Consider the following 26956-nt stretch of genomic DNA (forward strand, 5'->3'; position numbering starts at 1 on the left):
GGGGGGCGGGGGTTGGCCCTGTGGCGTGCGGGAGAGGGTGTTCAGGATTGGCCCGATTAGACACTGTATATCTGATCGGGCCATCTATTTTGACATGCCGACATGCCGACATGCCGACATGCCGACATGCTGGATAAAGGGATAACCGGATTGTTCGGGACGGCTAGCGAGAGACATATCCTGATGGAAGGGGTCAGGGGAGGGAGCCCCTCGGGCCATATGCCGTCGGGGCAAACAAGAGGGGTATACGGCGGTCGCCGGATCAGTTGTCCAGGGTCAGCACCACCTTGGCTTCCTTGTCCGTCTCCTTCACCTGGCTGTCGAGCACGAAGAGGCGCTCCGGCGCGATGCCCTGGGTATCCACCAGATACTCCTTGGTGTTCTGGGCGCGGCGCATGGCGAGGTTTCGCAGGGACTTGGCGGTGATGAGCTGCTGATCCCGCAGCAGGAGCACCGCCTGGGCGCGCAGGGCCTCGCTCCCTTCATCGAGTCGCAACCGGTCGGCCAGATCCCCGAGATCTTCGTTGAACTTGGCTTCATAAGCCTCTGCCAGTGCGGACTGCATGGCGGGATCCTGCTCCAGCAGTGTCAAATCCACCGGGCTGCCGGTGGTCTTGGCCAGCAGCCGCTCAAGCTTCTGGCGCTGGAGGATGGGGCGCTCTTCGTTGAAGTTGACCTTGCCGCGGATGTTCATGCTGAGCTTGGGCCTCTCCTTGAGGGCCTGGGCGAGGGTGGTCAGCTTGGTCTGCTGGGTCGGGGTCAGGGCGGGATCGCCGGGCAGGAAGGGGAGCTCGTCGAGATCCTTGGTGCCCCCCGTCAGGGACGCAAGCAGGGAGAAGGGGGAGGTGATGGCCTTGCCGAGGGTATTGCCGAGCACGTCCCAGAAGATGTTGCCCAGGCTGAAATCAGGCTGATCCAGATTGCCCTTCACCTTGAGGTTCATCTTGATGACGCCGTTCGAATCGCTCAGCAGGGCGATGGCGAGGCCGAGGGGCAGATCCTTGGCCTGCTCGCTCTTGACCTTCTCCCCGAGTTGCAGCTTCTTGATGGTGATGTCGTTGTCCCCTTCCAGCCGGTTGCCCTGCAGCTTGTAGTTGAGCTTCATGGAGAGCTGCCCCTTGTCGATGGCATAGCCTGCATAGGTGCTGGAGTAGGGGGTGAAGGTGGTGAGCTCCAGGTTGTTGAAGGCCACGGCCACGTCCAGCACGGGATCCTCGATGAGCAGGTTGGCGCCCCCCCGGATGGTGACGGGGGCATAGCGGTCCACCTTGCCGTTGAAGGCGAGCTCGGAGCGCTGCCCCGGGGTGTTGCTGATATGGCGGCTCTGGCCGTCGAGGGAGGCGATGTCCACCACGAACTCCGGGCTCAGGCTGCGATCGGCGAAGCGCAGGTTGCCCTGGGCGGTACGGATCTGATCGATGACGATGTGCGGGGCGGGGGCGCTCTCCCTGGCGTTCGCGGCGGGTTGCGGCAGCAGCAGTTGCTGCACGTTGGTGATCCCCTCTTCGTTGATCTCGATGCGGGCATAGGGTTTGCTCAGCAGGATGTCGGCGATGCGCAGTTGCTGGCTCAGGCCATCATAGTGCAGGCCGCTCAATTGCAGATTCTCTATCTGGAGCAGGCGCTGGTTGTCGGCCCGATCCAGCACGTTGAGCCCCGCGACCTCGAGTCCACCGCTTATCTCCAGCTTGCTGATGGCCCCCTGGCGGTCGGTGGCCAGGTCCAGCCTGGTGCGGCTGGCAAGCTCGCCGTCCCGCACGCTGATGCGCAGCAGATCCTGCAGGTAGGGTTGAGCCAGGGTCAGCGGCAGCCCCTGCTGGCGGATGGCGCCGTTCAGGGTGAAGGGGGTCAGCCCCAGGGTGCCGTCAAACGCCACCGTCGTCCTGGTGTCGAGGGCTGCGTTGAGTGTGAGGGGGCTGGGTTGGGCGGTCTGGCTGCCAAGGGGCCCGAGGGTGAGGGCGAGGGCGGAGATGGCCCGTTTCAGGGGCTTGCCGCTGGTGGCTTCGGTCAGGGTGAGGCTGCCCTGGTCGATGCGGGTCTGCTTGAGGGCCCATTGCCAGGGCTTGGCGGGGGGGGCCGGTTGTTTGCCCCCCTTGGGGGTCTTCTGGGGGATCAACAGGTCCGCGAGATCCAGTTGTTGCTGGTGGTCGAGGACGGCGGTGATGGCCGGGCTCTTGAGGGTGGCGGCATCGAGCTCAAGGCGCTGCTTGTTGCCATCGATGCGGATCCCGGTCAGCGCCAACTGCTTGAAGCGGGCAAATTCCTCCCCCTTGTTGCGTGTGAGCTGCCAGTTGGCCAGGGTCAGCTTGCCCTTTGACAACTGCCAGTCCAGTCCCTGCTTGCCCTGGGTGAGGCGATAGGCGAGCTCGGCGCTGGCCTCCCCCTTGGCGAGGGTCGCCTTGAGATAGGGGGCCCAGAGGGGGGCGAAGGGGGCGATGGCCACCTTGCCAAGGCTGAGGTTGCCCTTGCCGGCACCGCTCATCATGTCGAATTCCCCTTCGGCCTTGAGGGGGCTCTTCTCGTTGACGGTAGCGCTCAGGCGATAGGGGTTGAGCACCCCCTCTGCGCTGGAAAATCCGGGCAGGTGCAGGGCGAGCTTGTCCAGGGTGAGGGGCGGGACCCACCCCGGGCTGCTCTGCTTGCGGCTGTCCCGGTAGCTGAGCCGGCCCTGCTCGACGGACAGCTTGCCGATGGTCACCAGCACGGGATCGGCGCTAGCTGGCGGTGTTTGCTCCGGCGCAGGGGCGAGCAGGGAGGCCAGTGCATCGGTCAGGTTGAAGCGTGCCGCCCCCTTGAGATCCTCGAGGCGCACCAGATCTGCCCTGGGGGCGGTCAGGGTGGCCTCTTCCAGTACCAGGGCGCGCTGCTGCCAGCTCGCTTTCAAGGCGGGAATGAGCTTCAGCTCTTCAAATGACACCAGTGCTTGCTGCTGGTCATCGAGCAGGGCGCTGGGCCCCAGCACGAGGGAGGGGGAGCGGATCCCCACCTCTATCTTGCCAAGGGAGAGGTGCAGACCGTAATGGGTGGCAAGCCAGCCGGGGAGATGGCGCTGGATGAGGGTCGGCGCCTGCCAGAGCAGGATGGTGATGCCGATGAGCAGGAGCGCGAGAAGATAGAGGGCATAGCGCAGCAGACGAGCGGGCAGAGGCTTGAGCATGATGGTCTCCATTTGATGCGCATATGGTAGCAATTAATCGTGCCCGGTTCATGGGAAGGACTCATGAGGTGCGCCGCACTCTGACCGGGCTGGGGAATTATTGTGCGACCAAGGCCGGATTTCCCCCGTTTGCCCCACCTCGCCGCTTGCCCAAACCGCCCAGTCTGTCCGGCATGCCGTGACGGGCGATGTGGGGAACAAGGGGGTTGCCGGGTCAGGGCCTGCCACTGCGAATATCCACTGGAAAACCGGGATACCGGGGGCGAGATACCCCCAGAGTCTGTCAATCCCCGTCGGTTTTCAAGCCGCCGAGGGAGTGGATGCAGCGCTGCTCGGCGGCATCGAGCTCGGCCATCACCATCTGGATGTCCTCCAGCTGCTGGCGCAGGGAGTGGCGTCTGGCCTCTATGAGCTGGATCATGGAGTGAAGCTGCATCCGGCTGGAGCGGTCGGTGTCGTACATGTCGAACAGCTCGCGGATCTCCGCCAGGCTGAACCCGAGGCGTTTGCCGCGCAGGGTCAGTTTCAGGCGGATCCTGTCCTTGTGGCTGTAAATGCGGGTCTGCCCCTCCCGGGTCGGGGTGATGAGCCCCTCGTCCTCGTAATAGCGGATGGTGCGGGGGGTGATGTCGAACTCCTGGGCCAGCTCCGAGATGCTGTAGGTCCTCTCCTTGCCACTGGCGTGTCTAGCTCTCATGGTGCGCCCTCCTGATGAGCTGGCGGGGTCCTGGCACAGCGGCAAGGGCCGGGTTCATGATGCATGATGGCCTCCCGGGGTGCGCTGCTCGCGCTCTTGTGCTAGGTGCCGTCCCCTCCCGTGGAGGGCCTGGCCGACCCGGGAGCCGTTGGGGCGCCCCAGCAGCTCGCTCACCCACTGGCCGGTGGCGGCCAGCTGGTCGAGATCGACGCCGGTGCTCATGCCAAGGCCGTGCAGCAGATAGACCACCTCTTCCGACGCCACATTGCCGGAGGCGCCGGGGGCATAGGGGCAGCCGCCGAGCCCGGCCACCGAGCAGTCGATGGTGCGGATGCCGCGCTCGAGGGCCGGCAGCAGGTTGGCCAGCCCCTGGCCGTAGGTGTCGTGAAAATGAACCGCAAGCCGGCCCGCCGGGATCTCGTGCAGTACCGCATCCAGCATGGGAGCCACGGTGCCCGGGGTGCCGACGCCGATGGTGTCGCCGAGGGATATTTCGTGGCAGCCCAGATCCAGCAGCCGCTCGGCAAGGGCTGCGACCCGTTTCGGGCGGGTCGGGCCGTCGAACGGGCAGGCGATGACGGTGGAGAGGTAGCCGCGCACCTTGATGCCGAGGCTGCGCGCCTCCTGCACCAGGGGGGCAAAGCGCACCAGGGACTCCTCCACGCTGATGCCGATGTTGGCCCGGGTGAAGCCGTCCGAGCAGGCGGTGAAGAGGCCTATCTCGTCGGCGCGTGCGGCGATGGCGGCCTGCAGACCCTGCAGATTGGGCACCAGGGCGCCATAGCGGGTCGGCCCCCTGCGCTGCAGGACATTGAACAGTGCGGCGGAATCTGCCATCTGCGGCACCTTCCTGGGCGACACGAAGGCGCCCACCTCGATGCGCTGCAACCCGCTCTCGGCCAGGCGGGCGATGAGCGCCAGCCGCTGCGCCAGGGAGAGGGTGGCGGTCTCATTTTGCAGGCCGTCCCGCGGCCCCATCTCCACCAGGCTGACCTTGTCGTCCCGGTTCTCGTGCGTGTGGCTCATGAGCGCTCCTCCTGCGCGGTATGGTCCTCGGCAAAGCGCACCAGCACGGCGCCCTGGCTCACCTGTTCCCCCTGGCGGCACTGCAGGGCCTCAATCACCCCGTCCCGGTCGGCCTTGAGGACGTGCTCCATCTTCATCGCCTCCAGTACCAGCAGGGGTTGCCCCTTGCTGACCGGCTGGCCGGCCTCGACCTGCAGCGCCACCACGATGCCGTGCATGGGGGCCAGGATGCCCGGGACATGGCTCGTGTCGTGATCATGGTGGAGCTGATGATGCTGATCATCGAGCGAGAAGCGGATGCGTCTGCCCGCCAGGTGCAGCAAATAGGCGCCCTCGCCGAGGGGCTGCACCGGATAGCGCTGCCAATGTCCACTCTGGCACAGGCGGATCTGATCTGACCCGAGTTCAAACGGGATCTGCTCGCCCTGCCAGAGCAGGGCGCCCCCTCGCTCGGCGAGGGTGAGAGTGCGGGTCTCCTCGCCGATGCGCACCGTGGCGCAAAAGCGGCGGGTGGGGCCCAGCCGAAAGCCTGCGGCCTGCTGCCAGGGGGAGGCATCGCGCTCGCAAGTGGCGAGCCAGAGGGTGGCGAGGGGCCAGGCGAGCGCCGGAACGGGCAGGGTGTCGGTGGGAATGGGCCACTGGGTGTGGTGGCGCATCGCCAGCACCTCTGGCGCTTCGCACAGGCGTTGCAGGAGCGGGCCGTTGTGCACCAGAGGGCCGAGATCCAGGGCTGCCAGGGCATCGGCCAGAGTGGCAAAGGCTTCGCTGCGGCTCGGTGCGTGGGCGACGAGCTTGGCGATCATGGGGTCGTAATAGGGGCGCACCCCATCGCCAGCGGTGACGCCGGTGTCGATGCGCACCCCCTTGGGCCAGGTGAGCCAGTGGATGGGGCCGCTCGCTGGCAGAAAACCGGCGGCCACGTCCTCGGCGTAGAGGCGCGCCTCCACCGCGTGGCCACGCAGCACCACCTGCTCCTGGGTGAGGGGCAGCGGTTTGCCCTCGGCCACCGCCAGCTGCCAGGCCACCAGATCCTGGCCTGTGATGGCTTCGGTAACCGGGTGCTCCACCTGCAACCGGGTGTTCATCTCCATGAAGAAGAACTCCTCCCCGCATAGCAGAAACTCGATGGTGCCGGCCCCCCGATAGGCGATGGCCTTGGCCGCCGCCACGGCCGCCTCGCCCATGGCGCGGCGCAGGGCAGGGGAGATGTCGGGGGCGGGGGCCTCCTCGATCACCTTCTGGTGGCGGCGCTGCAAGGAGCAGTCCCGATCCCCCAGATAGATGGCGTTGCCGAGGGCATCGGCAAAGACCTGCACCTCCACGTGACGGGCGCGGGGGAGATAGCGCTCCAGCAGCACATGGTCGTCGCCAAAGGCGGCACTCGCCTCCCGCTTGACCGCCGCCAGGGCGTCGTCAAAGTCGGCCAGCTGATCGACCCGGCGCATCCCCTTGCCACCGCCGCCGCTGGCCGCCTTGATAAGGAGCGGGAAGCCCACCTGGCTCGCCTGATCGTGCAAAAAGTCGGGATGCTGATCCGCGCCGTGATAACCGGGCAGCACGGGGACGCCGGCTGCCTGCATCAGCCCCTTGGCCCCCGACTTGTCCCCCATGGCGAGGATGGCGGCGCCGCTTGGGCCGACAAAGCGCAGGCCCCGCTGCTCGCAGGCGGTGGCAAAGTCGCTGTTCTCGGACAGGAAACCGTAGCCCGGGTGGATGGCGTCGGCATTCGCTTCTTTGGCAATCTTGAGCACCTTGCCGGTGTCGAGGTAGCTCTCCCGGGCAGGGGCCGGCCCCAGATGCCAGGCCTCGTCGGCTTCGCGCACATGCATGGCACGGGCGTCGGCGTCCGAGTAGAGGGCGATGGTGTGAATGCCGAGGCGCCGTGCGGTCTTGATGATGCGCACGGCGATTTCACCGCGATTGGCGATCAGCAGGCGCTTGATGGGAGTGTGATGGGTCATGCTGCCTCCCTGCTGTTTAAGGTGCACAAGTGCGAAGCGTGTTGATCCACACTGCAGTTATATTGACCACCGCTGGCGATCAGCAGGTGCTTGATGGGGTGGTATTGAGTCATGCTTCGTCCTTGAAACGGGGGCGCCAGGTTGGGGGGCGTTTGTCGAAGAAGGCCTGGATCCCCTCCTGGGCCTCGAGGCCGACCCGTACCCGGGCGATGGTCTCGACGGTCTGCTCTTCGTGCTGGTGGCCTGGGCGCCCTTCGAGGGCGGCCAGCAGCCGCTTGGTCTCCTTCATCGCCTGGGGGCCGTTGCGACACAACCGCAGGGCCATGGCGCGTCCCTCCGCCAACAACTGATCAGGCTGGCTGAGCCTGTGCACCACGTTGAGTCGGCAGGCGGTGATGGCATCGAAAGGCTCTGCGCTCAGCATGTAGCGGCGGGCCTGGCGCATCCCCATGGCGCGCACCACGTAGGGGCTGATCACCGCAGGCACCAGTCCCAGGGTCACCTCGGAGAGGCAGAAGCGGGCATTTTCGCTGGCCAGCACGATGTCGCAGGCGCAGACAAGGCCTAAGGCTCCGCCGTAGGCGGCCCCCTGCACCAGGGCCACCGTGGGGAAGGGCAGCTCGTCCAGTGCCTGCATCAGGTGGGCCAGCACCCGGGCGTCCTCGCGATTCTTGTCAAAGGCGCGGGGGTCGAATGCCTCCCCGGCCATCTTGCGCATCCACTCGAGATCGGCGCCCGCGCAAAAATGCGGCCCCTCGGCGCGCAGCAGCAGCACGTGGGGGCGGTCGGCGAGGGGCTGGCCGTGGGCCAGCTCGTCGAGGCAGTCGAGCAGCCCCTGCATCAGGTCGGCATCGAGGGCGTTGTGACGGGCCGGGCGGGCGAGCACCAGCTCGATCACCGGGCCGTGGCGCTCAAGGCGAAAATGGGCAAGGGGATCGTTGAAGAGCGGGTCTGACATATGAACTCCTTACATCCGGAAGATGCCGTACTGCAGAGGGCCCGGCTCGGCCCCCTGGCAGGCCGCCAGCGCCAGGGCCAGCACGGTGCGGCTCTGGGCCGGGTCGATGACGCCGTCATCCCACAGGCGAGCACTGGCGTAATAGGGGTGACCCTGGCGCTCGTATTGCGCGATCACCGGGGCGCGAATGGCGGCCGCCTCCGACTCGCCCAGAGTCTTGCCCTCGGCGGCGAGCTTGTCCCGGCGCACCTGCACCAGCACCCCGGCCGCCTGCTCGCCCCCCATGACGGAGATGCGGCTGTTGGGCCAGCTGAAGAGAAAATCCGGTTCATAGGCGCGCCCGCACATGCCGTAGTTGCCGGCGCCGAAGCTGCCGCCGACGATCAGTGTGATCTTGGGCACCCGGCTGCAGGCCACGGCGGTCACCAGCTTGGCGCCGTGCTTGGCGATCCCCTCTTTCTCCGCCGTACTCCCCACCATAAAGCCGGTGATGTTTTGCAGAAACAGCAGCGGGATCCCCCGCTGGTTGCAGAGCTGGATGAAGTGGGCTCCCTTCTGGGCGCTGTCGCTGTGCAGCACGCCGTTGTTGGCGAGGATCCCCACCTGCATGCCCTCAATGCGGGAAAAACCCGTCACCAAGGTAGTGCCGAACAACGCCTTGAATTCGTCAAACACAGAGCCATCCACCAGCCGGGCGATCAATTCTCGTGCGTCAAAGGGGCGCTTGAGACTGGTGCCCACCAGGCCGTAGAGCTCCTCGATGGGGTAGTGCGGCTCATCATAGGAGGGAGCGGATGGGGCGGGTGACGCCGCCGTCTGGTTGTCCCCCAGGTTGCTTACCAGGGTGCGGGCGATGGCCAGGGCATGGGCATCGTCCCTGGCCATGTGATCCGCCACCCCGGAGTGGACGCAGTGCACCTCGGCGCCGCCCAAGGCTTCTGCGCTGATCTCCTCGCCGGTGGCGGCCTTGACCAGGGGCGGGCCCGCCAGAAAGAGGGTGGCCTGTTCCCTGACCATAATCGACTCGTCCGCCATGGCGGGCACGTAGGCGCCCCCGGCGGTACAGAGCCCCATCACCACCGCCAGCTGGGGGATGCTCTGGGCCGACATGCGAGCCTGGTTGTAGAAGATGCGGCCAAAATGCTCCCGGTCGGGGAATACCTCGTCCTGCATGGGCAGGAAGGCGCCGCCGGAATCCACCAGATAGAGGCAGGGGAGGCGCAGCCGCTCGGCGATGGCCTGAGCGCGCAGGTGTTTCTTCACCGTGAGCGGGTAGTAGGTGCCGCCCTTCACTGTGGCGTCATTCACCACCAGCATGCACAGGCGCCCCGAGATCCGGCCGATGCCGGTGATGAGGCCAGCGGCGGGCACCGGTTCGTCATAGACCTGCCAGCCAGCCAACGCCGACAGTTCGAGAAAGGGGGAGCCCGGGTCCAGCAGCTGGTCGATGCGCTCGCGGGGCAGCAGCTTGCCGCGGGCCTGATGGCGGGCGTTGTTGGCCGCGCCCCCGCCCTGGGCTATCTCCTCCAGGCGGGTATTCAGATCGTCGACCAGTGCCTGCATGGCGGCCCGATTGGCCTCATAGTCGGGGCTCGCGGTGTCGAGGCGGGAGTGGATCCTGCTCATGCGCTCTCTCCCATCAGCTCGCGGCCGATGAGCCAGCGGCGGATCTCCGAGGTGCCGGCGCCTATTTCGTAGAGCTTGGCGTCCCGCAGCAGGCGGCCGGTGGGGTATTCGTTGATGTAGCCGTTGCCGCCGAGCAGCTGGATGGCATCGAGGGCCATCTGGGTGGCGTTCTCGGCGGCAAACAGGATGGCGGCGGCGCAATCCTTGCGGCTGGTGCGGCCCTGATCGCAGGCGCTCGCCACCGAATAGACCAGCGCCCGGCTGCTAGCGAGACGGGTATACATGTCGGCGAGCTTGCCCTGCACCAGCTGAAACTCGCCGATGGCCTGACCGAACTGCTTGCGCTCGCGCACATAGGGGAGCACCACGTCCATGCAGGCCTGCATGATGCCAAGGGGGCCGGCCGCCAGCACTACCCGCTCGTAGTCGAGCCCGCTCATCAGTACCTTTACCCCGCCGTGCAGGGGGCCCAGCAGGTTCGCTTGCGGCACCCGGCAGTTGTCGAACACCAGCTCGCAGGTACTGGATCCGCGCATGCCGAGCTTGTCGAGCTTCTGGGCGGTGGAAAAACCGGGAGTTCCCGCCTCGACGATAAAGGCGGAAATCCCTTTGGGCCCGGCGGCGGCATCGGTCTTGGCATAGATGACGAAGGTGTCGGCATCGGGCCCGTTGGTGATCCACATCTTGTTGCCGTTCAGCACGAAGTGATCCCCCTCGCGCACCGCGGTGAGGCGCATGCTCACCACGTCGGAGCCAGCACCCGGCTCGCTCATGGCCAGCGCCCCCACATGTTTGCCGCTGACCAGATCAGGCAGATATCTCGCCTTCTGATCAGGGGTGCCGTGGCGGTGGATCTGGTTGATGCAGAGGTTGGAGTGAGCGCCGTAGGAGAGGCCGACCGAGGCGCTGGCGCGGCTCACCTGCTCCATTACCAGCACATGGGCCAGATAGCCGAGGTTCACCCCGTCATACTCCTCCGCCACCGTGATGCCGTGCAGCCCCAGCTCACCCATCCGGGGCCAGAGATCCCGGGGGAAAGCGTTGCTCTGATCGATCTCGCTGGCGCGCGGTGCGATCACTTTTTGGCAGAAAGCCTCGACCTGTTCGGTCAGGGCCTTGAGGGTTTCATCCATCAGGGCATGCATCCGTGCTCTCCTTGGTGCAGTGGACTGCCGATTTCCCCTGCCATCAGGGTGATGACTGGTCAGTCCATTTGTGATTCAAGTTTACGTTAGCGTAAACGTAAATGAGTTGTTAGTCTAAGGTAAATTCGATGGCAGCCCGCCGCAAGGGGCTACCCGGGCAGAGGAGCGCAAGGAGTGAACAGGATGTGCAACAGCAACATGGATGTGGCCGGCCCAGGGTGGCCTGCCATCGCCTGCCAACGGGCCAGGAGGGGGGCATGAGCCAGCATCACACCCAGTACGGGGATCTGCCGCTCTACATCGGTGGCGAGGCGTGTCCGTCCGCAAGCGACGAGTGGATAGAGGTGACCGACCCGGCGGACCAGCATCTGCTGGCGCGGGTGCCGAAAGCTACCTCTGCGGAAATTGAGCTGGCGGTGCGCACCGCCCACGACGCCTACCTGCAGTGGCGGGAGGTGCCTCCCTCCGAGCGAGCCCGGGTGATGTTCAACTACCAGCATCTGTTGAAAGTGCATCACGACGAGCTGGCGACCCTGCTGGCCCAGGAAACCGGCAAGAACCTGGCGGATGCCAAGGGGGATGTGTGGCGCGGCATCGAGGTGGTGGAGCAGGCCTGTGCCATTGCCAGCCAGACCCTGGGGGAGACCATGGGCAACGTGGCGCGCAGGGTCGACGGCCACTCCTGGGTGCAGCCCCTCGGGGTCTGCGTCGGCATCACGCCGTTCAACTTTCCGGCCATGATCCCGCTCTGGATGTTCCCGCTGGCGGTGGCCTGCGGCAACGGCTTCGTGCTCAAGCCCTCCGAGCAGGATCCGCTCACTCCCATGCACCTGGCCGAGCTGTTTACCGAGGCGGGGGCCCCCAAGGGCATTCTGTCGGTGGTGCACGGCGGCGCCGAGCAGGTGGATGTGCTGCTGGCCCATCCCGATGTCAAGGCAGTCAGTTTCGTGGGCTCGGCCCGGGTCGGCGGCCACGTCTATCGCAGCGCCACGTCACAGCTCAAGCGCGCCCAGTGTTTTGTCGGCGCCAAGAACCACATGGTGATCATGCCGGATGCCAACAAGGCGCAGGTACTCGGCAACCTCGTGGGAGCGGGAGTCGGCGCCGCCGGTCAGCGCTGCATGGCCATCAGCGTGGCGGTGTTCGTGGGGAGCGCCCGGGAGTGGATCCCCGAGCTCGCCGCCGAGTTCGCCAAGGTGAAACCCGGCGTCTGGCACGACCCCGAGGCGGCTTATGGCCCCCTCATCAGCCCGGAGGCGAAAGTCAGGGTGGAGGGGCTCATCGAGGCAGGGATTGCCGAGGGAGCCGAGTGCCTGCTGGACGGCCGTTTTTGCGACGTACCCGGCTACCCGGTGGGCAACTGGGTGGGGCCGACCCTGTTTCGCGGCGTGACCCCTGAGATGCGCATCTACCGGGAGGAGATCTTCGGGCCCGTGCTGGCCTGCCTCGAGGTGGCGAGCCTCGACGAGGCGCTTGCCCTCATCAACGCCAACCCCTACGGCAACGGCACCTCCCTCTTCACCGGCTGTGGCGCTGCCGCCCGCAAGTTTCGCCATGAGGTGGCGGTGGGCCAGGTGGGGATCAATGTACCCATCCCGGTGCCGCTGCCGTTCTTCTCCTTTACCGGCTGGCGCGGCTCCTTCTACGGGGATCTGCACGCCTACGGCAAGCAGGCGGTGCGTTTTTACACCGAGACCAAGACGGTGACGGAGCGCTGGTTCGACGAAGACATTCCCAGCGGCCCCAATATGACCATTCAGCTGCGCTGACGGCAGGGGTTGCCCACTTTTCCCGGGCGCCCCCATTGACAGCAACGGATCGACGGAACAAGTACAAAGGAAGCGAACAAGATGGATTTTACCCTGACCGAATCCCAACGGGCCTGTGTCGAGTCGGCCGGCGCCTTCGCCGATCTGGCGCTCAAACCCCATGCCGCGCGCTGGGACAGGGAGCACGAGTTCCCCATCCCCACCATCAAGCAGGCGGCGGCGCTGGGCCTGTGCGGCCTTTATACCCCGGAGCAGTATGACGGCCTGGGCCTGAGCCGGCTCGATGCCAGCCTCATCTTCGAGCGCCTCGCCATGGGCTGCACCTCCACCACCGCCTATCTCACCATCCACAACATGGTGAGCTGGATGCTGGGCAGCTGGCTGCCTGCCGAGGTGGCCGAGGAGTGGGTACCCAGGCTGGCCAGCGGCGAGCTGCTGGGATCCTACTGCCTCACCGAGCCGGGGGCGGGCTCCGACGCCGCGGCCCTCAAGACCCGCGCCGTGCGCGATGGCGAGGATTACCTCCTCGACGGCAGCAAGGTGTTCATCTCGGGCGCCGGCAGCACAGACGTGCTGGTGGTGATGGCCCGCACCGGTGGCGAGGGGGCCAAGGGGATCTCTGCCTTCATGGTACCGGCCCAGACCCCCGGCGTGAGCTACGGCAAGGCGGAGGAGAAGATGGGCTGGAACAGCCAGCCGACCCGGGAGGTGAACTTCAATGCAGTGCGCATTCCCGCTCGCTTCCGGCTGGGGCAGGAGGGGGAAGGGTTCAAGTTCGCCATGCAGGCGCTCGATGGGGGGCGCATCAACATCGCCAGCTGTTCGCTGGGCACCGCCCAGCAGGCTCTCAACGATGCCCTGACCCATGTGCAGCAGCGCCAGCAATTTGGACACCCGATCAGCGAATTCCAGAGCGTGCAGTTTCGCCTGGCCGACATGGCCACCGAGCTGGCCGCCGCCCGCCTGCTGGTGCGCCAGGCGGCCGCCAAACTCGATGAGGGCAGCCCGGACAAGAGTGCCTGGTGCGCCATGGCAAAGCGTTTTGCCACCGATGTGGGTCACCGCATCTGCGACGACGCCCTGCAACTCTTTGGCGGCTATGGTTATATCCGCGAGTATCCGCTCGAGCGCTATCTGCGCGACACTCGGGTGCACCGTATTCTGGAAGGGACGAATGAAGTGATGCGGCTCATCATCGCCCGCCGCCTGCTGGCCGACCCCGGCCTGTCGCTGGAGTAGCGGGAGGGGCCTGCTCTGAGGACGCAGTCGGCGCGTCCTCAGGCTTTGTGAGCCAGGTGCAGGTTGGCTCCATTCAACCCTGTCATCATGGGGCAGTTTTTTTGACAAGGACAACGCAATGACAAGGATCAGGCTCGAATATCACGGCCACGTGGCCTACATCACCCTCGATCACCCACCCGCCAACACCTGGACGCTCGCCAGCCTGAAAGCCTTCTTGCAGATGATGGTGGAGCTGGATGGTCGCCCCGACGTGGTGGCCCTGGTGATCCGCGGTGCCGGAGAGAAATTCTTCTGCGCCGGCGCCGATCTCAAGATGTTCGCCGACGGCAGCCTGGCGCATGCCCGCGAGGTGGCCGAGGCCTTTGGCCACGCCTTCGAGGCGCTGGCCCGCTTTCACGGGGTCAGCATCGCCGCCATCAACGGTTATGCCATGGGAGGGGGGCTCGAAGTCGCGCTGGCCTGCGACATCCGCATCGCCGAGCAGCAGGCCAAGCTGGGGTTGCCGGAGGCCTCGGTGGGCTTACTGCCCTGCGCCGGCGGCACCCAGCGCCTCACCGAGCTGGTGGGGCCGGGCTGGGCCAAGCGGATGATCCTCTGCGGCGAGAAGGTGAGCGCCACCCTGGCCTACGAGATGGGGCTGGTGGAAGAGGTGGTGACCGAGGGGCACGCCTGGGAGGCGGCGCAGCAGATGGCCCAGCTGGTGGAGCGCCAGAGCCCGAGCGCCCTGCGCGCCTGCAAACAGCTCATCAATCAGGGGCGAAGCACCCACAGGGATGCGGCGCTGCCACTCGAGCGCAGCCTCTTTCTCGCCCTGTTTGACGATGCCAACCAGCGCGAAGGGGTGGCGGCCTTCCTGGAGAAGCGGGCCCCGCGCTGGCGTTACGACCAATTCAAACCGAAAGAGTGAGGGAGCGAAGGATGAATGAGGTATTGATGGCGACCCGCCATGTCGCAGGGGCAGATACCCGGTCTGCGGGGGCTGCCCATGAGTGAGCCCGTGCGCATCGAGACCCGCCCCACGGCGGATGGCCGCCACATCGGCATGCTGACTCTGGACAGCCCCGCCTCCCTCAATGCCCTGAGCCTTGAGATGATCCAGTTGTTGCAGGGGGCGTTGACCCGCTGGGAGCAGGATCCGGCCATCGTCTGCGTGTTGTTGCAAGGGGCCGGCGAGAAGGCGTTTTGCGCCGGTGGCGACATCCGCTCCTTTTATTACCGCAAGCAGGAGGCGAGCCACTCTGAATTGTTCGGCTATGCCCGCGACTTCTTCCTGCAGGAGTACCGGCTCGATCACCACATCCACTGCTACGGCAAGCCCCTTGTCTGCGTGGCGGACGGCATCTGCATGGGGGGCGGCATCGGTCTCTTTGCCGGGGCCGGGTTCCGGGTGGTGACCGAGAAGAGCCTGTTCGCCATGCCGGAGGTGACCATCGGCCTCTATCCGGATGTGGGGGCCAGCTGGTTTTTGAGCAGGATGCCGGGGCGGCTCGGACTCTGGCTCGGCCTCACCGGTGCCCGCTTCAACGGGGCGGACGCCATCGGCCTGGGGCTCGCGGATCATGCCATGGGGAGCCGCGAGCTGGCGGAGCTGCCGGCGCGCCTCGCCGCCCTCGACTGGTCTGCAGGCGACCCCTGCGAGCAGATCGAGGCGCTGCTCACCGATTTGCAGGAGGCCCCTGGTCAGGCATTGCCGCCTCCCGTACTGCTGCCCCACCAGGAACGCATCGATGCGCTGTTGGCCGGCCGCTCCCTGCAAGGGGTGCTGGCACGCCTCGAGGGCGCCGAGCTGGACGAACCGGCGCTGGTTCAGGGGCGGGAGACCTGCCTTCGCGGCAGCCCCATCAGCCGCGCCATTCTCTGGCGCCAGTTCTGGCAGGCACGGCGCCAGTCCCTGGCCGAGGTGTTTGCCGACGAGCTGACCCTCTCGGTCAACTGCGTGCTCAGAGGGGACTTCGTGGAAGGGGTGCGGGCCCTGCTCATCGACAAGGACAAGTCCCCTCGCTGGCAGGCCCCGCAGGCGGGGGAGGTCTGGCTGGATGCCTTCTATCGCTGGCCCGAGGGTGACAACCCCTTGCGCCCCCGCTGACGTGCGATCACACACAAGGAGCACACTATGACAAGGATTGGGTTTATCGGGCTTGGCAACATGGGGGGGCCTATGGCCGCCAACCTGGCCAGGGCGGGGCACAGGGTGCAGGTGTTTGATCTGGTGCCCGAGAGCCTGAGCCGGGCCATCGAGGCTGGCTGCATTGCCGCCGGGAATGCCCGGGAAGCGGTGAGCGGCTGCGAGCTGGTCATCAGCATGCTGCCGGCGGGCGAGCACGTGCGCAGCCTCTGGCTGGGGGAGAGTGTAGGTGAGCGGGGCGGCCAGGATCTGCTGGCGGCCCTGTCGCCCGGCGCCCTGGTCATCGACTGCTCCACCATAGACGTGGCCTCGGCCCGTCAGGTGGGGGCGGCGGCGAAGGCGCGCGGCATCCGTTTTCTCGATGCCCCCGTCTCGGGGGGCGTGGCCGGCGCGGCGGCGGGCACGCTCACTTTCATCGTCGGCGGCGAACAAGCGGATTTTGAAGCGGCCAGACCCGTGCTCGCCTGCATGGGGCAGAACCTGTTTCACGCCGGGGCCCTCGGCGCTGGCCAGATCGCCAAGATGTGCAACAACATGCTGCTCGCCATCCACATGGCGGGCACCGCCGAGGCGCTGGCGCTCGGGGTCAAGGAAGGGCTGGATCCCGCCGTGCTCTCCACCATCATGGGCAAGAGCTCGGGCAACAACTGGAGCCTCGAGCGCTACAACCCCTGGCCCGGGGTGATGGAGAACGTGCCGGCGTCGCGTGGCTATCAGGGGGGCTTCATGACCCGGCTGATGGTCAAAGATTTGGGGCTCGCCATGGCGTTGGCGGAACATGCCCACAGCGCCGTGCCCATGGGGGCCCTGGCCCGCAACCTCTTCAACCTGCACGGGAGCCTGGGCCAGGAGAACAAGGATTTCTCCAGCATCCTCGAGCTCTATCGGGACAAAACAGCGCCGGGTTAAGGGCCGCTATCTACCTATTTACCCGATAGTCTTTGACTCGACAGTCACCGGCCATCTCACCAGGAGCATTTATGGATATCACACGGAAAGTCATCGCCATCACGGGGGCGGGCAGGGGGCTAGGCCGCGCCATCGCCCTGAGTCTGGCGGAACAGGGGGCGCAACTTGCGCTCATCGACGTCAACCGCACCGATCTGGAGGTGACCGAGGCGGAAGTGCGCAGCCGTGACGGTCGCTGCGCCCTGTTCGTCTGCAACGTGGCAAGCGAGCCGGAGGTCGAGGCGACCTTCGCCGCCATCAAGGATCAGTTCGGTGCCCTGCACGGTCTCGTCAACTGTGCCGGCATCCTGCGCGACGGCATGCTGATCAAGGTGAAGGAGGGGGCACTGACGGAGAAGATGAGCCTGGCCCAGTGGCAGAGCGTCATCGACGTCAATCTCACCGGCACCTTCCTGTGCGGGCGCGAGGGGGCGGCGCTGATGGCCACCGGCGGGGAGGGGGGCGTCATCATCAACATCTCCTCCATCGCCCGGGCCGGCAACATGGGCCAGAGCAACTATGCCGCCAGCAAGGCGGGGGTGGCCTCTCTGGTGGTCACCTGGGGGAAGGAGCTGGCCCGTCACGGCATCCGGGTGATGGGCATCGCCCCCGGCGTCTTTGCCACCGACATGACGGCGGCGATGAAGCCCGAAGCCATGGCCCGCATGCAACAGGCCATCCCGGTGGGCACCCTGGGGCAGGCGGCGCAGCTGGCCCAGACGGTGCAGTTCATCCTTGCCAACGACTATCTGTCGGGGCGGATGATCGAGCTGGACGGCGGCTTGAGGCTCTAGTCCCCCCTGCATATACCCTCTCTGACGCCCCTCCAGCAGGGGCGTTTTTGCAGGGGAAAGGCCCCAGTGCAAGGGTGCATAGCCATGCAGGTCCGCTTTTTGAAAAGCGGGGCGGCATCATGAAAAGTCGTGAAATATCAACGGGTCTTTCTTAATTTGAACCAGCTCACAGGCACCCCGGGTCAGTGCTGTAAAATTGCGCGCGGTCAAGGCGGCTCATGATTGACGGCAAGAGGGATTGCGGCCGGAATAGTCATGCAATATAGTTGCCGCCTTTTTCACGGGGTACGGATTTCTAGCCCCTCCCATGTCGCGCGCTGTATGAATACGGATGCTCAGCCGCCGCCTAATAAAACAGGTTTGAGATGGACAAGAAACTGGGGCTGGGTGCCCTCATTTCGCTGGTGATCGGCTCCATGGTCGGTGCCGGGGTTTTCAGTCTGCCGCAAAACATCGCAGCGCACGCCAGTGCCGGGGCCGTCGCCCTGGGATGGGCCATCACGGGGATCGGCATGATCTGCCTCGCCCTGGTCTACCAGAATCTCTCCATGCGTCGACCGGATCTCGATGGCGGCATCTTCAGCTACGCCAAGGCGGGGTTCGGGGATTTCGTCGGCTTCAACGCCGCCTGGGGTTACTGGCTGTGCCAGCTGCTGGCCAACGTCTCCTACGCCATCGTGGTGTTCAGTGCGCTGAGCTACTTCTTCGACACGCCGGACAATGTCATCTTCGGTGACGGCAATACTCCGGTCGCCATCACGCTCGCTTCCCTGCTCATCTGGTCGGTGCATGCCCTGGTGCTGCGCGGCATCCAGGTGGCGGCGCTGGTGAACATCGTCACCACCATCGCCAAGATGGTGCCCCTCATCGTCTTCTGCGTGGCCATCCTGCTCGCTTTCAACATGGAGACCTTCACCCTGGATCTCTGGGGGCAGGGGAGTCCCGAGCTCGGCTCCGTGATGGATCAGGTGAAGTCCACCATGAAGGTGACTCTCTGGGTCTTCATCGGCATCGAGGGGGCCGTGGTGGTCTCCGCCCGTGCCCGCCATCGCAAGGATGTGGGCCGCGCCACCGTGCTGGCGCTGCTCGGCGCCCTGGCGCTCTACGTCATGGTCACCCTGTTCTCCCTGGGGGTCATGAACCAGCCGCAACTGGCGGCCCTCAAGAACCCCTCCACCGCCATGATCCTGGAAGCCGTGGTCGGCCCCTGGGGCGCCTGGCTCATCAACATCGGCCTGGTGATCTCGGTGATGGGGGCCCTGCTGAGCTGGACCGTGCTGGCGGCGGAAGTGCCCTACATCGCGGGCAAGACCGGTGTCTTCCCGGCCTGGTTCGCCAAGGAGAACAAGAACGGTTCCCCCAAGGTGTCGCTCTGGTGCTCCACCTGCCTGGTGCAGATCTTCCTCATTATCATCTACTTCCAGAACAGCACCTATCTGGCGTTGGTGAACATCGCCACCTCGGCTGCCCTGGTGCCCTATGTCTTCTCCGGTGCTTACGGCCTCAAGCTGGCGTTGAAAGGGGAGACCTACGCGGGCCAGCCCCATCAGCGCAAGCGCGACCTGCTGCTGGCCCTGGTGGCCACCGTCTATGGCTGCTGGCTGGTCTATGCCGCCGGAGTGGAGTACCTCTTGCTGGTGGCGCTGCTCTACAGCCCGGGGATCTTCATCTACTGGAAGGCGCGCCAGCACCACGGCCTGCGCAGCCTCAACCGGCTGGAGCAGGGGATGACGGCAGCCCTGCTCGGTTGCGCCGTGCTGGCGTTCTACAAGGTGATGGACGGTACCATTCCCCTGCATTAATCGGCACAATAAAGAGATGGCAAGATGCCATCTCTTTTTTATGGATAATGGCGGTCAAGTTGACCGCTGTTTCGTTATTGAAGGAATGTTTATGCTGTTTGTGGGCTATCTGGTGTTGGGCGCCTTCGCGGGCATGCTGGCCGGGCTGTTCGGTATCGGCGGCGGCCTCATCATCGTCCCCGTGCTGGTCCTGAGTTTTCACGCACAGGGCGTGGCGCCGGAGATCATCACCCATCTGGCCCTCGGCACCTCGCTGCCCACCATGATCTTCACCGGTTTCAGCTCCCTGCGTGCGCACCAGGAGGCAGGAGCGGTAGACTGGGGGATGATTCGGCGCCTGGGCGCCGGCATGCTGGTCGGTGCCTGGCTCGGCGGCATGACCGCCAACCTGCTGAGCGCCAGCACCCTCAACATCATCATCGGCTGCTTCGCCTGGACCATGGCCCTGCAGATGGGGCTCAATCTGAGGCCAAAAGCGGAGCGACACATGCCGGGCCCCCTTGGTACCGGGATCGCCGGCACCGTCATCGGCTGGATGTCGGCCTTGTTCGGCATCGGTGGCGGCTCGCTGACCGTGCCTTACCTCACCTGGAATTCGGTGCCCATGCGCAACGCCGTGGCCGCCTCCGCCGCCTGCAGCATGCCCATCGCCCTGGCAGGCAGCCTCAGCTACCTCTATGCCGGTTGGGGAGACGTCGATCTGCCCGAGTGGAGCGTCGGATTCATCTATCTGCCGGCCCTGCTTGGCATCGTGCTCACCAGCACCCAGTTTGCCCGTCTGGGCGCCAGACTGGCACACAGAATGTCACCCCGGCGGCTCAAGCAGGCCTTTGCCCTGCTCATGTTGCTGGTGGGTGCCAAATTCATGCTCTTTAGCTGAACCCTTGGCCAGATTGTTGAAAAATAAGGCGAACGGCTCGCGATGCGGTAGAAAGCCATTGCATTGAGGGGCCAGTTTGCCTATTCTCCTCGCCGGTGGTCCTATTGGTCCTCTCGCATTGATAACCCGTCGACCTGGTCAGGACCGGAAGGTAGCAGCCAAGGCGGGGGACTCGAGTGCCGGGATGTGGCTGGTAGGGCCACCACCTGTTTCTGCCATTCAACAAGTTACAGCTAATACCCCCTTCAGACCTCTTGGTAATCCACTTCATGTGGATGAATCAGGAGTCCTCAAAGTGCATTTTCAGCTCTCTTCACATGCTATTTGCTCTACCGCAAGGTGAGCCTGTGCCCTATGGGCGTTCATCAGGCTTCAGACCGCGCCTGGCTCAAACTTCCTCTTGATCTTCAGCACTGTCCCCTTGAGATCATGCTTTCCCTCAGTCACCTCCCGTGGCCTCTATGGCCCAGCCATCTTCTGACTTTCAGCACTGCAAGCTCTTGCAGTACGCCATCTGACGCCTCCTTTTGTTGGCGTTGGCAGAGCAGGTGAGGCCATGTGCGTGACGCGACACCATGCCGGGGCCACGCGGCAACGCGAACCCCTCTGGTGGCGGGAGCCCGGGCAGGCTATCTTGCCGTTACTGGAGATGTCGGGAACCGGTTTCATACCGTGCGACTCTCCCGTTCTGTTTAATGGAAGGTGCGGCCCCGTGCAGGGGCTGCTCTCTACTCACCAGAGACCAGGCTGACAGACGTGGCATGAATGCAGACCCCGTCAGCCTCTTTTCGCGCCCTTGAGGGGCGCCGTTTTCTGTGGTTGCTCAAAGGAGCCCTGATGATTGGCATGATCGCATCTCTACTCAAACCGGGCCTGCCCGAACACCCTGACTCCTCGCAATATCAGGGAGGCCGGTTCAACAATGCCGTGACACCCCAGGCGCGAAGCCTCTGGGAAGGGGCCAGGCTCTGGTGGGACTTTCTGTTCGCCAAGCCTGAGGGCACGGTGCCGGATCGCGCCATTCCGGTACAGGTCATGACCCGGGAGGGGCTCATCGCGGCGCCGGACAACAGCGTGTGGCGCCTCGGCCACTCCACTCTGCTGCTCAAGTTGCAGGGCACGTTCTGGCTGACGGATCCCGTGTTCAGCGAGCGGGCCTCACCGGTGCAGTGGTTCGGCCCCAAGCGCTGGCATCAGCCGCCCATCACCCTGGAGGCGCTGCCTCCCATCGAGGGGGTGATCCTCTCCCATGATCACTACGACCATCTCGATCACGGGGCCATACTGGCGCTGCAGGAGAAGGTCGGCCACTTCATCACGCCCCTCGGGGTGGGGGCGCGCCTCATGGCCTGGGGAATTGCGAAGGAGAAGATCCGCGAACTGGACTGGTGGCAGCAGACCCGAGTGGGCGGTGTCACTCTGGTAGCGACCCCTGCCCAGCATTTCTCCGGCCGTGGCCTCGGGGACGGCAACCAGACCCTCTGGGCCTCCTGGGTCATTCGCGGTGAGGGGGTCAACCTCTTCTTCAGCGGTGACAGCGGCTACTTCGACGGTTTCAAGGAGATTGGCAGGCGCTACGGTCCGTTCGACGTGACCTTTCTCGAGACCGGGGCCTACGACAAGCGCTGGGAGCTGGTGCACATGCTCCCGGCGCAGACGGCGCAGGCGTTTCACGATCTCGGGGGGAAATGGCTCTATCCGGTGCACAACGGCACCTTCGATCTGGCCATGCACCGCTGGAACGACCCGCTTGAGCAGATTGCCCGACTGGCTGCCGAGCAACAGATACCTCTGACCACGCCTCTCATGGGGGAGCCTCTGGAGGTGCTGAGCCCCCATGAGGGCAGCCCCTGGTGGTGCGATTGACCTGAGTGCCCTCCAAAGACGGTGTCACCCCTCAAAGGGGCGTGCGGGAGGTTGGGGCCGGGCCCTCTGAGCGCCCCCGCTGCCTCCCCATCCTCTGCGCCGGACCCGCGACGGCCAGGCGGGGAGGGCGCACGGGAGCGCCTTGCCCGCGTTATCTTCTGCCACCAGAGTCTTGCTGATACCTCACTCGGGCTGGGCGGCAACCTGGCGCTTGAAGGGACCTGGCTTGTTGGCTTTGCGGTGTTCCGAGACCAGGATCAGCAGGCGCTGCAGGGCGATGAAGCTGAACAGCAGCAGGCCGATGATGATCTTGGTCCACCAGGAGCTGAGGGTGCCGTCGAAGTTGATGTAGGTCTGGATCAACCCTTGGATCAGCACCCCGAACAGGGAGCCGAAGACGGTGCCCACCCCGCCGCTCAGCAGAGTGCCGCCGATGACCACGGCGGCGATGGCATCGAGCTCCACCCCGACGGCGGCGAGCGGATAGCCCGCCGAGGTATAGAGCGCGAACACGATGCCCGCCAGGGTCGCCAGGGTGGTGGAGAGCAGGTAGATGCGAATGGTGGTGTGGCGCACCGAGATCCCCATCAGGGCTGCCGAGGTAGCGTTGCCGCCGATGGCGTAAACGTTGTTGCCAAAGCGGGTGCGGTTGGCGAGCAGGATGCCGAAGACCACCACCGCCAGCATGATGAGGGCCAGCAGGCTCAGGCGACCGCCCCCCGGTATCTTCCACGACAGGCTCGACAGGTAGGTGAAGGTGGGGTGATCGATGGGCAGGGACTGCTCGGAGATGAGAAAACTGGTCCCCCGCAGGAAGAACATGCCCGCCAGGGTGATGATGAAGGCGGGGATCTTCAGGGTGTCGATGAGCCAGCCCATGAGGGCGCCAAAGCCTGCCCCGAGCACCAGCACCAGAGGGATGGCCAGCACGGGGCTGACGCCCAGCTTCCCGATGAGGGTTGCCAGCAGCACGCCGGTGAAGGCGATGACGGCCCCCACCGACAGATCGATGCCCCCCGAGAGGATGACGAAGGTCATGCCCACCGCCACTATTCCCAGAAACGCGTTGTCCGTCAGGATGTTGCAGATGATGCGGGTGGACATGAAGGCTGGGAAGGAGGCCAGGCAGAGCAGATAGCCCAGCACGAAGACCATGATGGTCACCATCAGGGGGAGGTTGCGTTTAAACATGGCGAGTCCCTCGCTGGAAGAGGTGGTTGAGGGCCGGTGACTGCATGACCAGCACCGCCAGCACCACCAGGGCCTTGACGATCTGGTTCCACTGGGGTTGGTAGCCGGAGAGCAGGATCCCGGTGTTCACCCCCTGGATGATCAGTATGCCGATCAGGGAGAGGGCGAGGTTGAAGCGCCCCCCCATCAGGGAGGTGCCTCCTATCACCACCGCCAGAATGGCGTCCATCTCGAGCCAGAGCCCGGCGTTGTTGGCATCGGCACCCCGGATGTCGGCGGCGACTATCATGCCGGCGACGGCGGCCATCATGCCGCTCAACAGGTAGGTGGCGATCACCACCATGGGGGTGTTGAGCCCGGCGTTCTTGGCGGCCTTGATGTTGATCCCCACCGCTTCGATGAAGAGGCCGAGGGCGGTGCGCTTGGTCAGTAGCCAGAGCAGCAGCGCCATGCCCAGGGTGATGATGACCGGGGTGGGCAGATAGAAGAGGGAGCCGCTGCCGATCCAGGCGAGTGCGTCGTTGTTGAAGGTGATGATCTGCCCCTCGGTGATGAGCTGGGCGATGCCCCGGCCCGCCACCATGAGGATCAGGGTGGCGACGATGGGCTGGATCTTGAACACCGCCACCAGCAGGCCGTTCCACAGGCCGCACAGAAGGCCCACCCCGATGACGGCGGCGAAGATGACCGGCAGGCTGTGACCGCCGGTGGCCAGGCTGGCCATGGTGGCCCCGCTGATGGCCATGACGGCTCCCACCGACAGGTCGATGCCGCCGGTGGCGATCACCAGCGTCATGCCGAGGGAGAGCAGGGCCACCGGGGCACAGCGGTTGAGGATGTCGATGAGGCTGCCAAACAGCCGCCCATCCTGGATGTGGATGGCGAAGAAGTTGTCGGCGACCAGGGCATTGATGAGCAGCACGCACACCAGGGCGGCGCACTGGGCCGAGCCCGTGGGCCACTCTCTGCGGGCGCGCGACCCCTTGGTGAGGGGGAGGATGGATGACGTCATATCAGGCCTCACATGCAATGGCGTTCATGATGGCAGGGACGCTCAGGGCGTCCGTCGCAAGCTCTGCCACCTGTTTTCTGTCACGAAGGACGATCACCCGATCGGCATAGCCCACCAGCTCCTCGAGCTCGGAGGAGATGACCAGCAGGGCCAGCCCGTTGGCGCAGAGGGATTCGATGAGGCGGATGATCTCGGCGTGGGCCCCCACGTCGATGCCCCGGGTGGGCTCGTCCAGGATCAGGAACTGGGGTTTGGTGAGCAGCCAGCGGGCGAGCAGCACCTTTTGCTGGTTGCCCCCGGAGAGAAACTGGATGGGCTGCTCTGGTCCCGGGGTCTTGATGGCCAACTGCTCGATGAGGCGGGCGGTGATCTCGTCCTGTTCCTTGCGAGACAGGGGATGCAACCAGCCCCGCTGGGCTTGCAGGGCCAGCACCATGTTCTCCCGCACCGAGGCCGAGGCGATGATGCCGGCGCTCTTGCGATCCTCCGGGCAGAAACCAAAGCCGTTGGCGGCCGCCTGGCGTGCAGAGCGGATGGTCACCGGTTTGTCCCGCACCCGGCACTCGCCGCTGTCGCTCGGCACTATGCCGAACATCAGCTCGGCGGTCTCGGTACGACCGGACCCGAGCAGGCCGGCGAGACCCACTATCTCCCCGGGCATGACGTCGAGACTGAAGGGGGCGATGACTCCCCGCTTGCCATAGTCCCTGAACGACACCATGGGCTGGTTGCTGCGCAGTGTCTTGCCCGCCCGCTTGAGGGCATTGTCGTCCAGCTCGCGTCCCAGCATCATCTTGACCAGCTCCAGTTGTGGCAGTGCCTGGGTGTCGCGGGTGCCGACCAGCTCGCCGTTGCGCAGCACTGTGATGCGATCGCTGATGGCGTAGACCTGATCGAGAAAATGGGTGATGAAGATGAGGCTCACCCCCTGATCCCGCAGGCGCGTCATGAGGGAGAAGAGCATCTGGACTTCGCTGGCATCCAGGCTCGCGGTGGGCTCGTCCAGGATCAGGATCCTGGCGGAGAGTGACACCGCCCGGGCGATGGCCACGATCTGCTGCATGGCGACCGAATAGTGGTCGAGGGGCAGGGTGACATCCATCTCGAAGCCGTGGCTGGCCATGATGGCGCTGGCCTGCCGGGTCATGGCGCCCCGGTCGATGAAGCCGAAACGGCGGGGCTCATGGCCGATGAAGAGGTTGTCCGCCACCGACATGTTCGGCAGCAGGTTGACCTCCTGATAGACGGTGCCTATCCCCAGACGCTGGGCATGGGCGGTGTCTGTCGGGGAAATGGGGACGCCATCGAGTTCGATACGGCCGGCGTCTCGCTGATAGACACCGGTGAGGGTCTTGATCAACGTGGACTTGCCGGCCCCGTTCTCGCCGAGCAGCGCCATGATCTCTCCCCGGCGCAGGGAGAAGTCCACCTGATGCAGGGCCCGTACTCCGGGAAACGCCTTGCATATTCCGCGGGCATTCAATACGACATCGTGAGTGTTCTCTGACATGAACATTGGCTCTCCGATATAGCGCGCCATACAAGTTCAATCACTTATATGGCGCGCTATGTGACAGTCTGGCGGGGGAGCGGGATTAATAACCCATGTCTTTTTTCAGCTCGAGCTGCGCCTCGGCACTCCCGGGCTCAAACAGTTTGGACTCCGTCTTGATATGTTTGGGGGGCAGGGTGCCATCTTTCTTATAGGCCAGCAGGGCATCGAAGGCCGGTCCAGCCATATTCGGCGTGAGCTCCACCGAGGCATTGGCTTCGCCTGCGATCATCGCCTTGAAAATATCCGGCACGCCATCGATGGAGATGATCTTGATATCCTTGCCCGGTTTCAGCCCGGCCTCTTTAATGGCCTGGATGGCGCCGATGGCCATGTCATCGTTATGGGCGTAGACGGCGCAAATATTCTTGCCGCTATTTTCCGCCTTGATGAAGCTCTCCATCACCTCCTTGCCCTTGCTGCGGGTGAAGTCGCCGGACTGGGTGCGGATGATCTTGATGGTGGGCACGGCCGAGACGGTGTCGAGGAAGCCCTTCTTGCGATCCAGCGCCACGCTGGCACCCACCGTGCCCTGCAATTCCACCACGTTGCACGGTTTGCCATCCTGCTGTTTGATAAGCCACTGGGCTGCCACTTCCCCTTCGTGGACGCTGTCGGCGGCGACCCCGGTCATGAAGAGACCGTCATCTTTTACCGTGATATTGCGATCCAGCAGGAAGACCGGGATCTCGGCCTCTTTCGCCTCCTGCAATACCGGCTCCCAGCCAGTCTGTACCACGGGGGCAATAAAGATGGCATCCACCCCCTGGGCAATAAAGGAGCGAATGGCCTTGATCTGGTTCTCCTGTTTCTGCTGGGCATCGGCAATTTTCAGGATGATGCCGCGTTTTTGGGCTTCGCTCTTGGCGACCGATGTTTCTGCAGCTCGCCACCCGGATTCAGAACCAATTTGCGAGAAGCCCACGGTCATCTCTGCAGAATATGCAGTGGCCGAGAGAATAAGGGTGCTGATAATGCTCGCCAGTTTCACTTTTTTATACATATGACACTCCTTTGTGATGCATGGTGAAATAAACCGGAACACGTCAGGTTTTTATTGTACGGGTCAAGGTTATAGGCTCTTGAATTAAACGGCGGGAGGTGGCTCACAGAAAATTTTCAGCAGCACGATGCTTCATACAAACAGCAGAAGAGTTCATATATCGAGCCCTGCCTGTATTGATTTTTATGCATATTTATTTAAT

Annotated in this window: 20 protein-coding genes and 1 other RNA gene; 10 read left to right on the forward strand and 11 right to left on the reverse strand. The window is 64.8% G+C overall.

The genetic code is table 11. The features are described from left to right. Nucleotides 1-262 precede the first annotated feature (262 nt). The 7 genes from AB5Y89_RS03090 to AB5Y89_RS03120 all read right to left on the reverse strand — a co-directional run bounded on the left by AB5Y89_RS03090 (nt 263) and on the right by AB5Y89_RS03120 (nt 10570). Nucleotides 263-3157: a DUF748 domain-containing protein gene (locus AB5Y89_RS03090; protein WP_368222853.1), complete on the reverse strand. Its 2895-nt coding sequence runs from the start codon at nt 3155-3157 to the stop codon at nt 263-265. Nucleotides 3158-3440: 283 nt separating this feature from the next. Next, nucleotides 3441-3854 (reverse strand): MerR family DNA-binding transcriptional regulator, encoded by a 414-nt coding sequence (locus tag AB5Y89_RS03095; RefSeq protein WP_010674587.1) that lies wholly within the window; start codon nt 3852-3854, stop codon nt 3441-3443. A gap of 54 nt (nt 3855-3908) precedes the next feature. Continuing rightward, nucleotides 3909-4880 carry a hydroxymethylglutaryl-CoA lyase gene (locus AB5Y89_RS03100; RefSeq protein WP_368222854.1) on the reverse strand — a complete coding sequence of 324 codons (972 nt, stop codon included), beginning with the start codon at nt 4878-4880 and terminating at the stop codon, nt 3909-3911. Further along, nucleotides 4877-6841 carry a biotin carboxylase N-terminal domain-containing protein gene (locus AB5Y89_RS03105; protein ID WP_368222855.1) on the reverse strand — a complete coding sequence of 655 codons (1965 nt, stop codon included), beginning with the start codon at nt 6839-6841 and terminating at the stop codon, nt 4877-4879. The genes AB5Y89_RS03100 and AB5Y89_RS03105 overlap by 4 nt, the downstream gene beginning before the upstream one ends. Nucleotides 6842-6950: 109 nt before the next feature. After that, on the reverse strand, nt 6951-7799 hold the full coding sequence (locus AB5Y89_RS03110) for an enoyl-CoA hydratase-related protein (RefSeq protein ID WP_042878770.1): 849 nt from the start codon (nt 7797-7799) through the stop codon (nt 6951-6953). A gap of 9 nt (nt 7800-7808) precedes the next feature. Continuing rightward, entirely contained in the window at nt 7809-9425 is a 1617-nt protein-coding gene (locus AB5Y89_RS03115; protein WP_368222857.1) for a carboxyl transferase domain-containing protein, read from the reverse strand. Beyond that, complete coding sequence (locus AB5Y89_RS03120) at nt 9422-10570, reverse strand: isovaleryl-CoA dehydrogenase (RefSeq protein WP_368222858.1); 1149 nt, start codon at nt 10568-10570, stop codon at nt 9422-9424. The genes AB5Y89_RS03115 and AB5Y89_RS03120 overlap by 4 nt, the downstream gene beginning before the upstream one ends. A gap of 257 nt (nt 10571-10827) precedes the next feature. On the opposite strand from AB5Y89_RS03120, the gene AB5Y89_RS03125 reads away from it, so the two are divergent. The 10 genes from AB5Y89_RS03125 (at nt 10828) to AB5Y89_RS03170 (ending at nt 21996) form a co-directional block, all read left to right on the forward strand. Then, the gene (locus tag AB5Y89_RS03125) at nt 10828-12339 is read left to right on the forward strand and encodes a CoA-acylating methylmalonate-semialdehyde dehydrogenase (RefSeq protein WP_368222859.1); all 1512 of its coding nucleotides are present in this window, start codon (nt 10828-10830) and stop codon (nt 12337-12339) included. 81 nt (nt 12340-12420) lie between these two features. Next, nucleotides 12421-13578 (forward strand): acyl-CoA dehydrogenase family protein, encoded by a 1158-nt coding sequence (locus AB5Y89_RS03130; protein WP_324040450.1) that lies wholly within the window; start codon nt 12421-12423, stop codon nt 13576-13578. Between the two features lie 118 nt (nt 13579-13696). After that, a complete protein-coding gene (locus AB5Y89_RS03135) occupies nt 13697-14488 on the forward strand; it encodes an enoyl-CoA hydratase (RefSeq protein WP_069784716.1) in 792 nt (263 codons plus the stop codon). A gap of 78 nt (nt 14489-14566) precedes the next feature. Further along, nucleotides 14567-15667 (forward strand): enoyl-CoA hydratase/isomerase family protein, encoded by a 1101-nt coding sequence (locus AB5Y89_RS03140; RefSeq protein WP_368222860.1) that lies wholly within the window; start codon nt 14567-14569, stop codon nt 15665-15667. Nucleotides 15668-15694: 27 nt separating this feature from the next. Continuing rightward, nucleotides 15695-16615, forward strand: a complete 921-nt coding sequence (mmsB, locus tag AB5Y89_RS03145; protein ID WP_368222861.1) for a 3-hydroxyisobutyrate dehydrogenase — start codon at nt 15695-15697, stop codon at nt 16613-16615. A gap of 71 nt (nt 16616-16686) precedes the next feature. Next, entirely contained in the window at nt 16687-17448 is a 762-nt protein-coding gene (locus AB5Y89_RS03150; RefSeq protein WP_219604765.1) for an SDR family oxidoreductase, read from the forward strand. 365 nt (nt 17449-17813) lie between these two features. After that, a complete protein-coding gene (gene arcD / locus AB5Y89_RS03155) occupies nt 17814-19250 on the forward strand; it encodes an arginine-ornithine antiporter (RefSeq protein WP_010674600.1) in 1437 nt (478 codons plus the stop codon). A 91-nt stretch (nt 19251-19341) separates the two neighbouring features. Next, complete coding sequence (locus AB5Y89_RS03160; RefSeq protein ID WP_045524789.1) at nt 19342-20130, forward strand: sulfite exporter TauE/SafE family protein; 789 nt, start codon at nt 19342-19344, stop codon at nt 20128-20130. 102 nt (nt 20131-20232) lie between these two features. Further along, nucleotides 20233-20329, forward strand: an RNA gene (ffs, locus tag AB5Y89_RS03165) — signal recognition particle sRNA small type. Nucleotides 20330-20967: 638 nt separating this feature from the next. Continuing rightward, the gene (locus tag AB5Y89_RS03170; RefSeq protein ID WP_124245251.1) at nt 20968-21996 is read left to right on the forward strand and encodes an MBL fold metallo-hydrolase; all 1029 of its coding nucleotides are present in this window, start codon (nt 20968-20970) and stop codon (nt 21994-21996) included. 183 nt (nt 21997-22179) lie between these two features. On the opposite strand, the gene yjfF is transcribed toward AB5Y89_RS03170, so the two are convergent. The 4 genes from yjfF to ytfQ form a co-directional block, all read right to left on the reverse strand. Then, nucleotides 22180-23187 carry a galactofuranose ABC transporter, permease protein YjfF gene (yjfF, locus tag AB5Y89_RS03175; RefSeq protein ID WP_368222863.1) on the reverse strand — a complete coding sequence of 336 codons (1008 nt, stop codon included), beginning with the start codon at nt 23185-23187 and terminating at the stop codon, nt 22180-22182. Then, the gene (gene ytfT, locus AB5Y89_RS03180) at nt 23180-24199 is read right to left on the reverse strand and encodes a galactofuranose ABC transporter, ATP-binding protein YtfT (RefSeq protein ID WP_045524792.1); all 1020 of its coding nucleotides are present in this window, start codon (nt 24197-24199) and stop codon (nt 23180-23182) included. The genes yjfF and ytfT overlap by 8 nt, the downstream gene beginning before the upstream one ends. A 1-nt stretch (nt 24200) precedes the next feature. After that, the gene (gene ytfR / locus AB5Y89_RS03185) at nt 24201-25709 is read right to left on the reverse strand and encodes a galactofuranose ABC transporter, ATP-binding protein YtfR (protein ID WP_039039167.1); all 1509 of its coding nucleotides are present in this window, start codon (nt 25707-25709) and stop codon (nt 24201-24203) included. A gap of 85 nt (nt 25710-25794) precedes the next feature. Beyond that, nucleotides 25795-26754: a galactofuranose ABC transporter, galactofuranose-binding protein YtfQ gene (ytfQ, locus tag AB5Y89_RS03190; protein WP_010674607.1), complete on the reverse strand. Its 960-nt coding sequence runs from the start codon at nt 26752-26754 to the stop codon at nt 25795-25797. Nucleotides 26755-26956 lie beyond the last annotated feature (202 nt).

This window comes from Aeromonas sp. s4, assembly GCF_040907855.1.
Taxonomy (GTDB): Bacteria; Pseudomonadota; Gammaproteobacteria; order Enterobacterales; family Aeromonadaceae; genus Aeromonas; species Aeromonas caviae.

Coding starts and splice junctions, on each gene's coding strand:
- AB5Y89_RS03090 (WP_368222853.1), bottom strand. CDS start 3,157: ATGCTCAAGCCTCTGCCCGCTCGTCTGCTGCGCTATGCCCTCTATCTT.
- AB5Y89_RS03095 (WP_010674587.1), bottom strand. CDS start 3,854: ATGAGAGCTAGACACGCCAGTGGCAAGGAGAGGACCTACAGCATCTCG.
- AB5Y89_RS03100 (WP_368222854.1), bottom strand. CDS start 4,880: ATGAGCCACACGCACGAGAACCGGGACGACAAGGTCAGCCTGGTGGAG.
- AB5Y89_RS03105 (WP_368222855.1), bottom strand. CDS start 6,841: ATGACCCATCACACTCCCATCAAGCGCCTGCTGATCGCCAATCGCGGT.
- AB5Y89_RS03110 (WP_042878770.1), bottom strand. CDS start 7,799: ATGTCAGACCCGCTCTTCAACGATCCCCTTGCCCATTTTCGCCTTGAG.
- AB5Y89_RS03115 (WP_368222857.1), bottom strand. CDS start 9,425: ATGAGCAGGATCCACTCCCGCCTCGACACCGCGAGCCCCGACTATGAG.
- AB5Y89_RS03120 (WP_368222858.1), bottom strand. CDS start 10,570: ATGCATGCCCTGATGGATGAAACCCTCAAGGCCCTGACCGAACAGGTC.
- AB5Y89_RS03125 (WP_368222859.1), top strand. CDS start 10,828: ATGAGCCAGCATCACACCCAGTACGGGGATCTGCCGCTCTACATCGGT.
- AB5Y89_RS03130 (WP_324040450.1), top strand. CDS start 12,421: ATGGATTTTACCCTGACCGAATCCCAACGGGCCTGTGTCGAGTCGGCC.
- AB5Y89_RS03135 (WP_069784716.1), top strand. CDS start 13,697: ATGACAAGGATCAGGCTCGAATATCACGGCCACGTGGCCTACATCACC.
- AB5Y89_RS03140 (WP_368222860.1), top strand. CDS start 14,567: ATGAGTGAGCCCGTGCGCATCGAGACCCGCCCCACGGCGGATGGCCGC.
- mmsB (WP_368222861.1), top strand. CDS start 15,695: ATGACAAGGATTGGGTTTATCGGGCTTGGCAACATGGGGGGGCCTATG.
- AB5Y89_RS03150 (WP_219604765.1), top strand. CDS start 16,687: ATGGATATCACACGGAAAGTCATCGCCATCACGGGGGCGGGCAGGGGG.
- arcD (WP_010674600.1), top strand. CDS start 17,814: ATGGACAAGAAACTGGGGCTGGGTGCCCTCATTTCGCTGGTGATCGGC.
- AB5Y89_RS03160 (WP_045524789.1), top strand. CDS start 19,342: ATGCTGTTTGTGGGCTATCTGGTGTTGGGCGCCTTCGCGGGCATGCTG.
- AB5Y89_RS03170 (WP_124245251.1), top strand. CDS start 20,968: ATGATTGGCATGATCGCATCTCTACTCAAACCGGGCCTGCCCGAACAC.
- yjfF (WP_368222863.1), bottom strand. CDS start 23,187: ATGTTTAAACGCAACCTCCCCCTGATGGTGACCATCATGGTCTTCGTG.
- ytfT (WP_045524792.1), bottom strand. CDS start 24,199: ATGACGTCATCCATCCTCCCCCTCACCAAGGGGTCGCGCGCCCGCAGA.
- ytfR (WP_039039167.1), bottom strand. CDS start 25,709: ATGTCAGAGAACACTCACGATGTCGTATTGAATGCCCGCGGAATATGC.
- ytfQ (WP_010674607.1), bottom strand. CDS start 26,754: ATGTATAAAAAAGTGAAACTGGCGAGCATTATCAGCACCCTTATTCTC.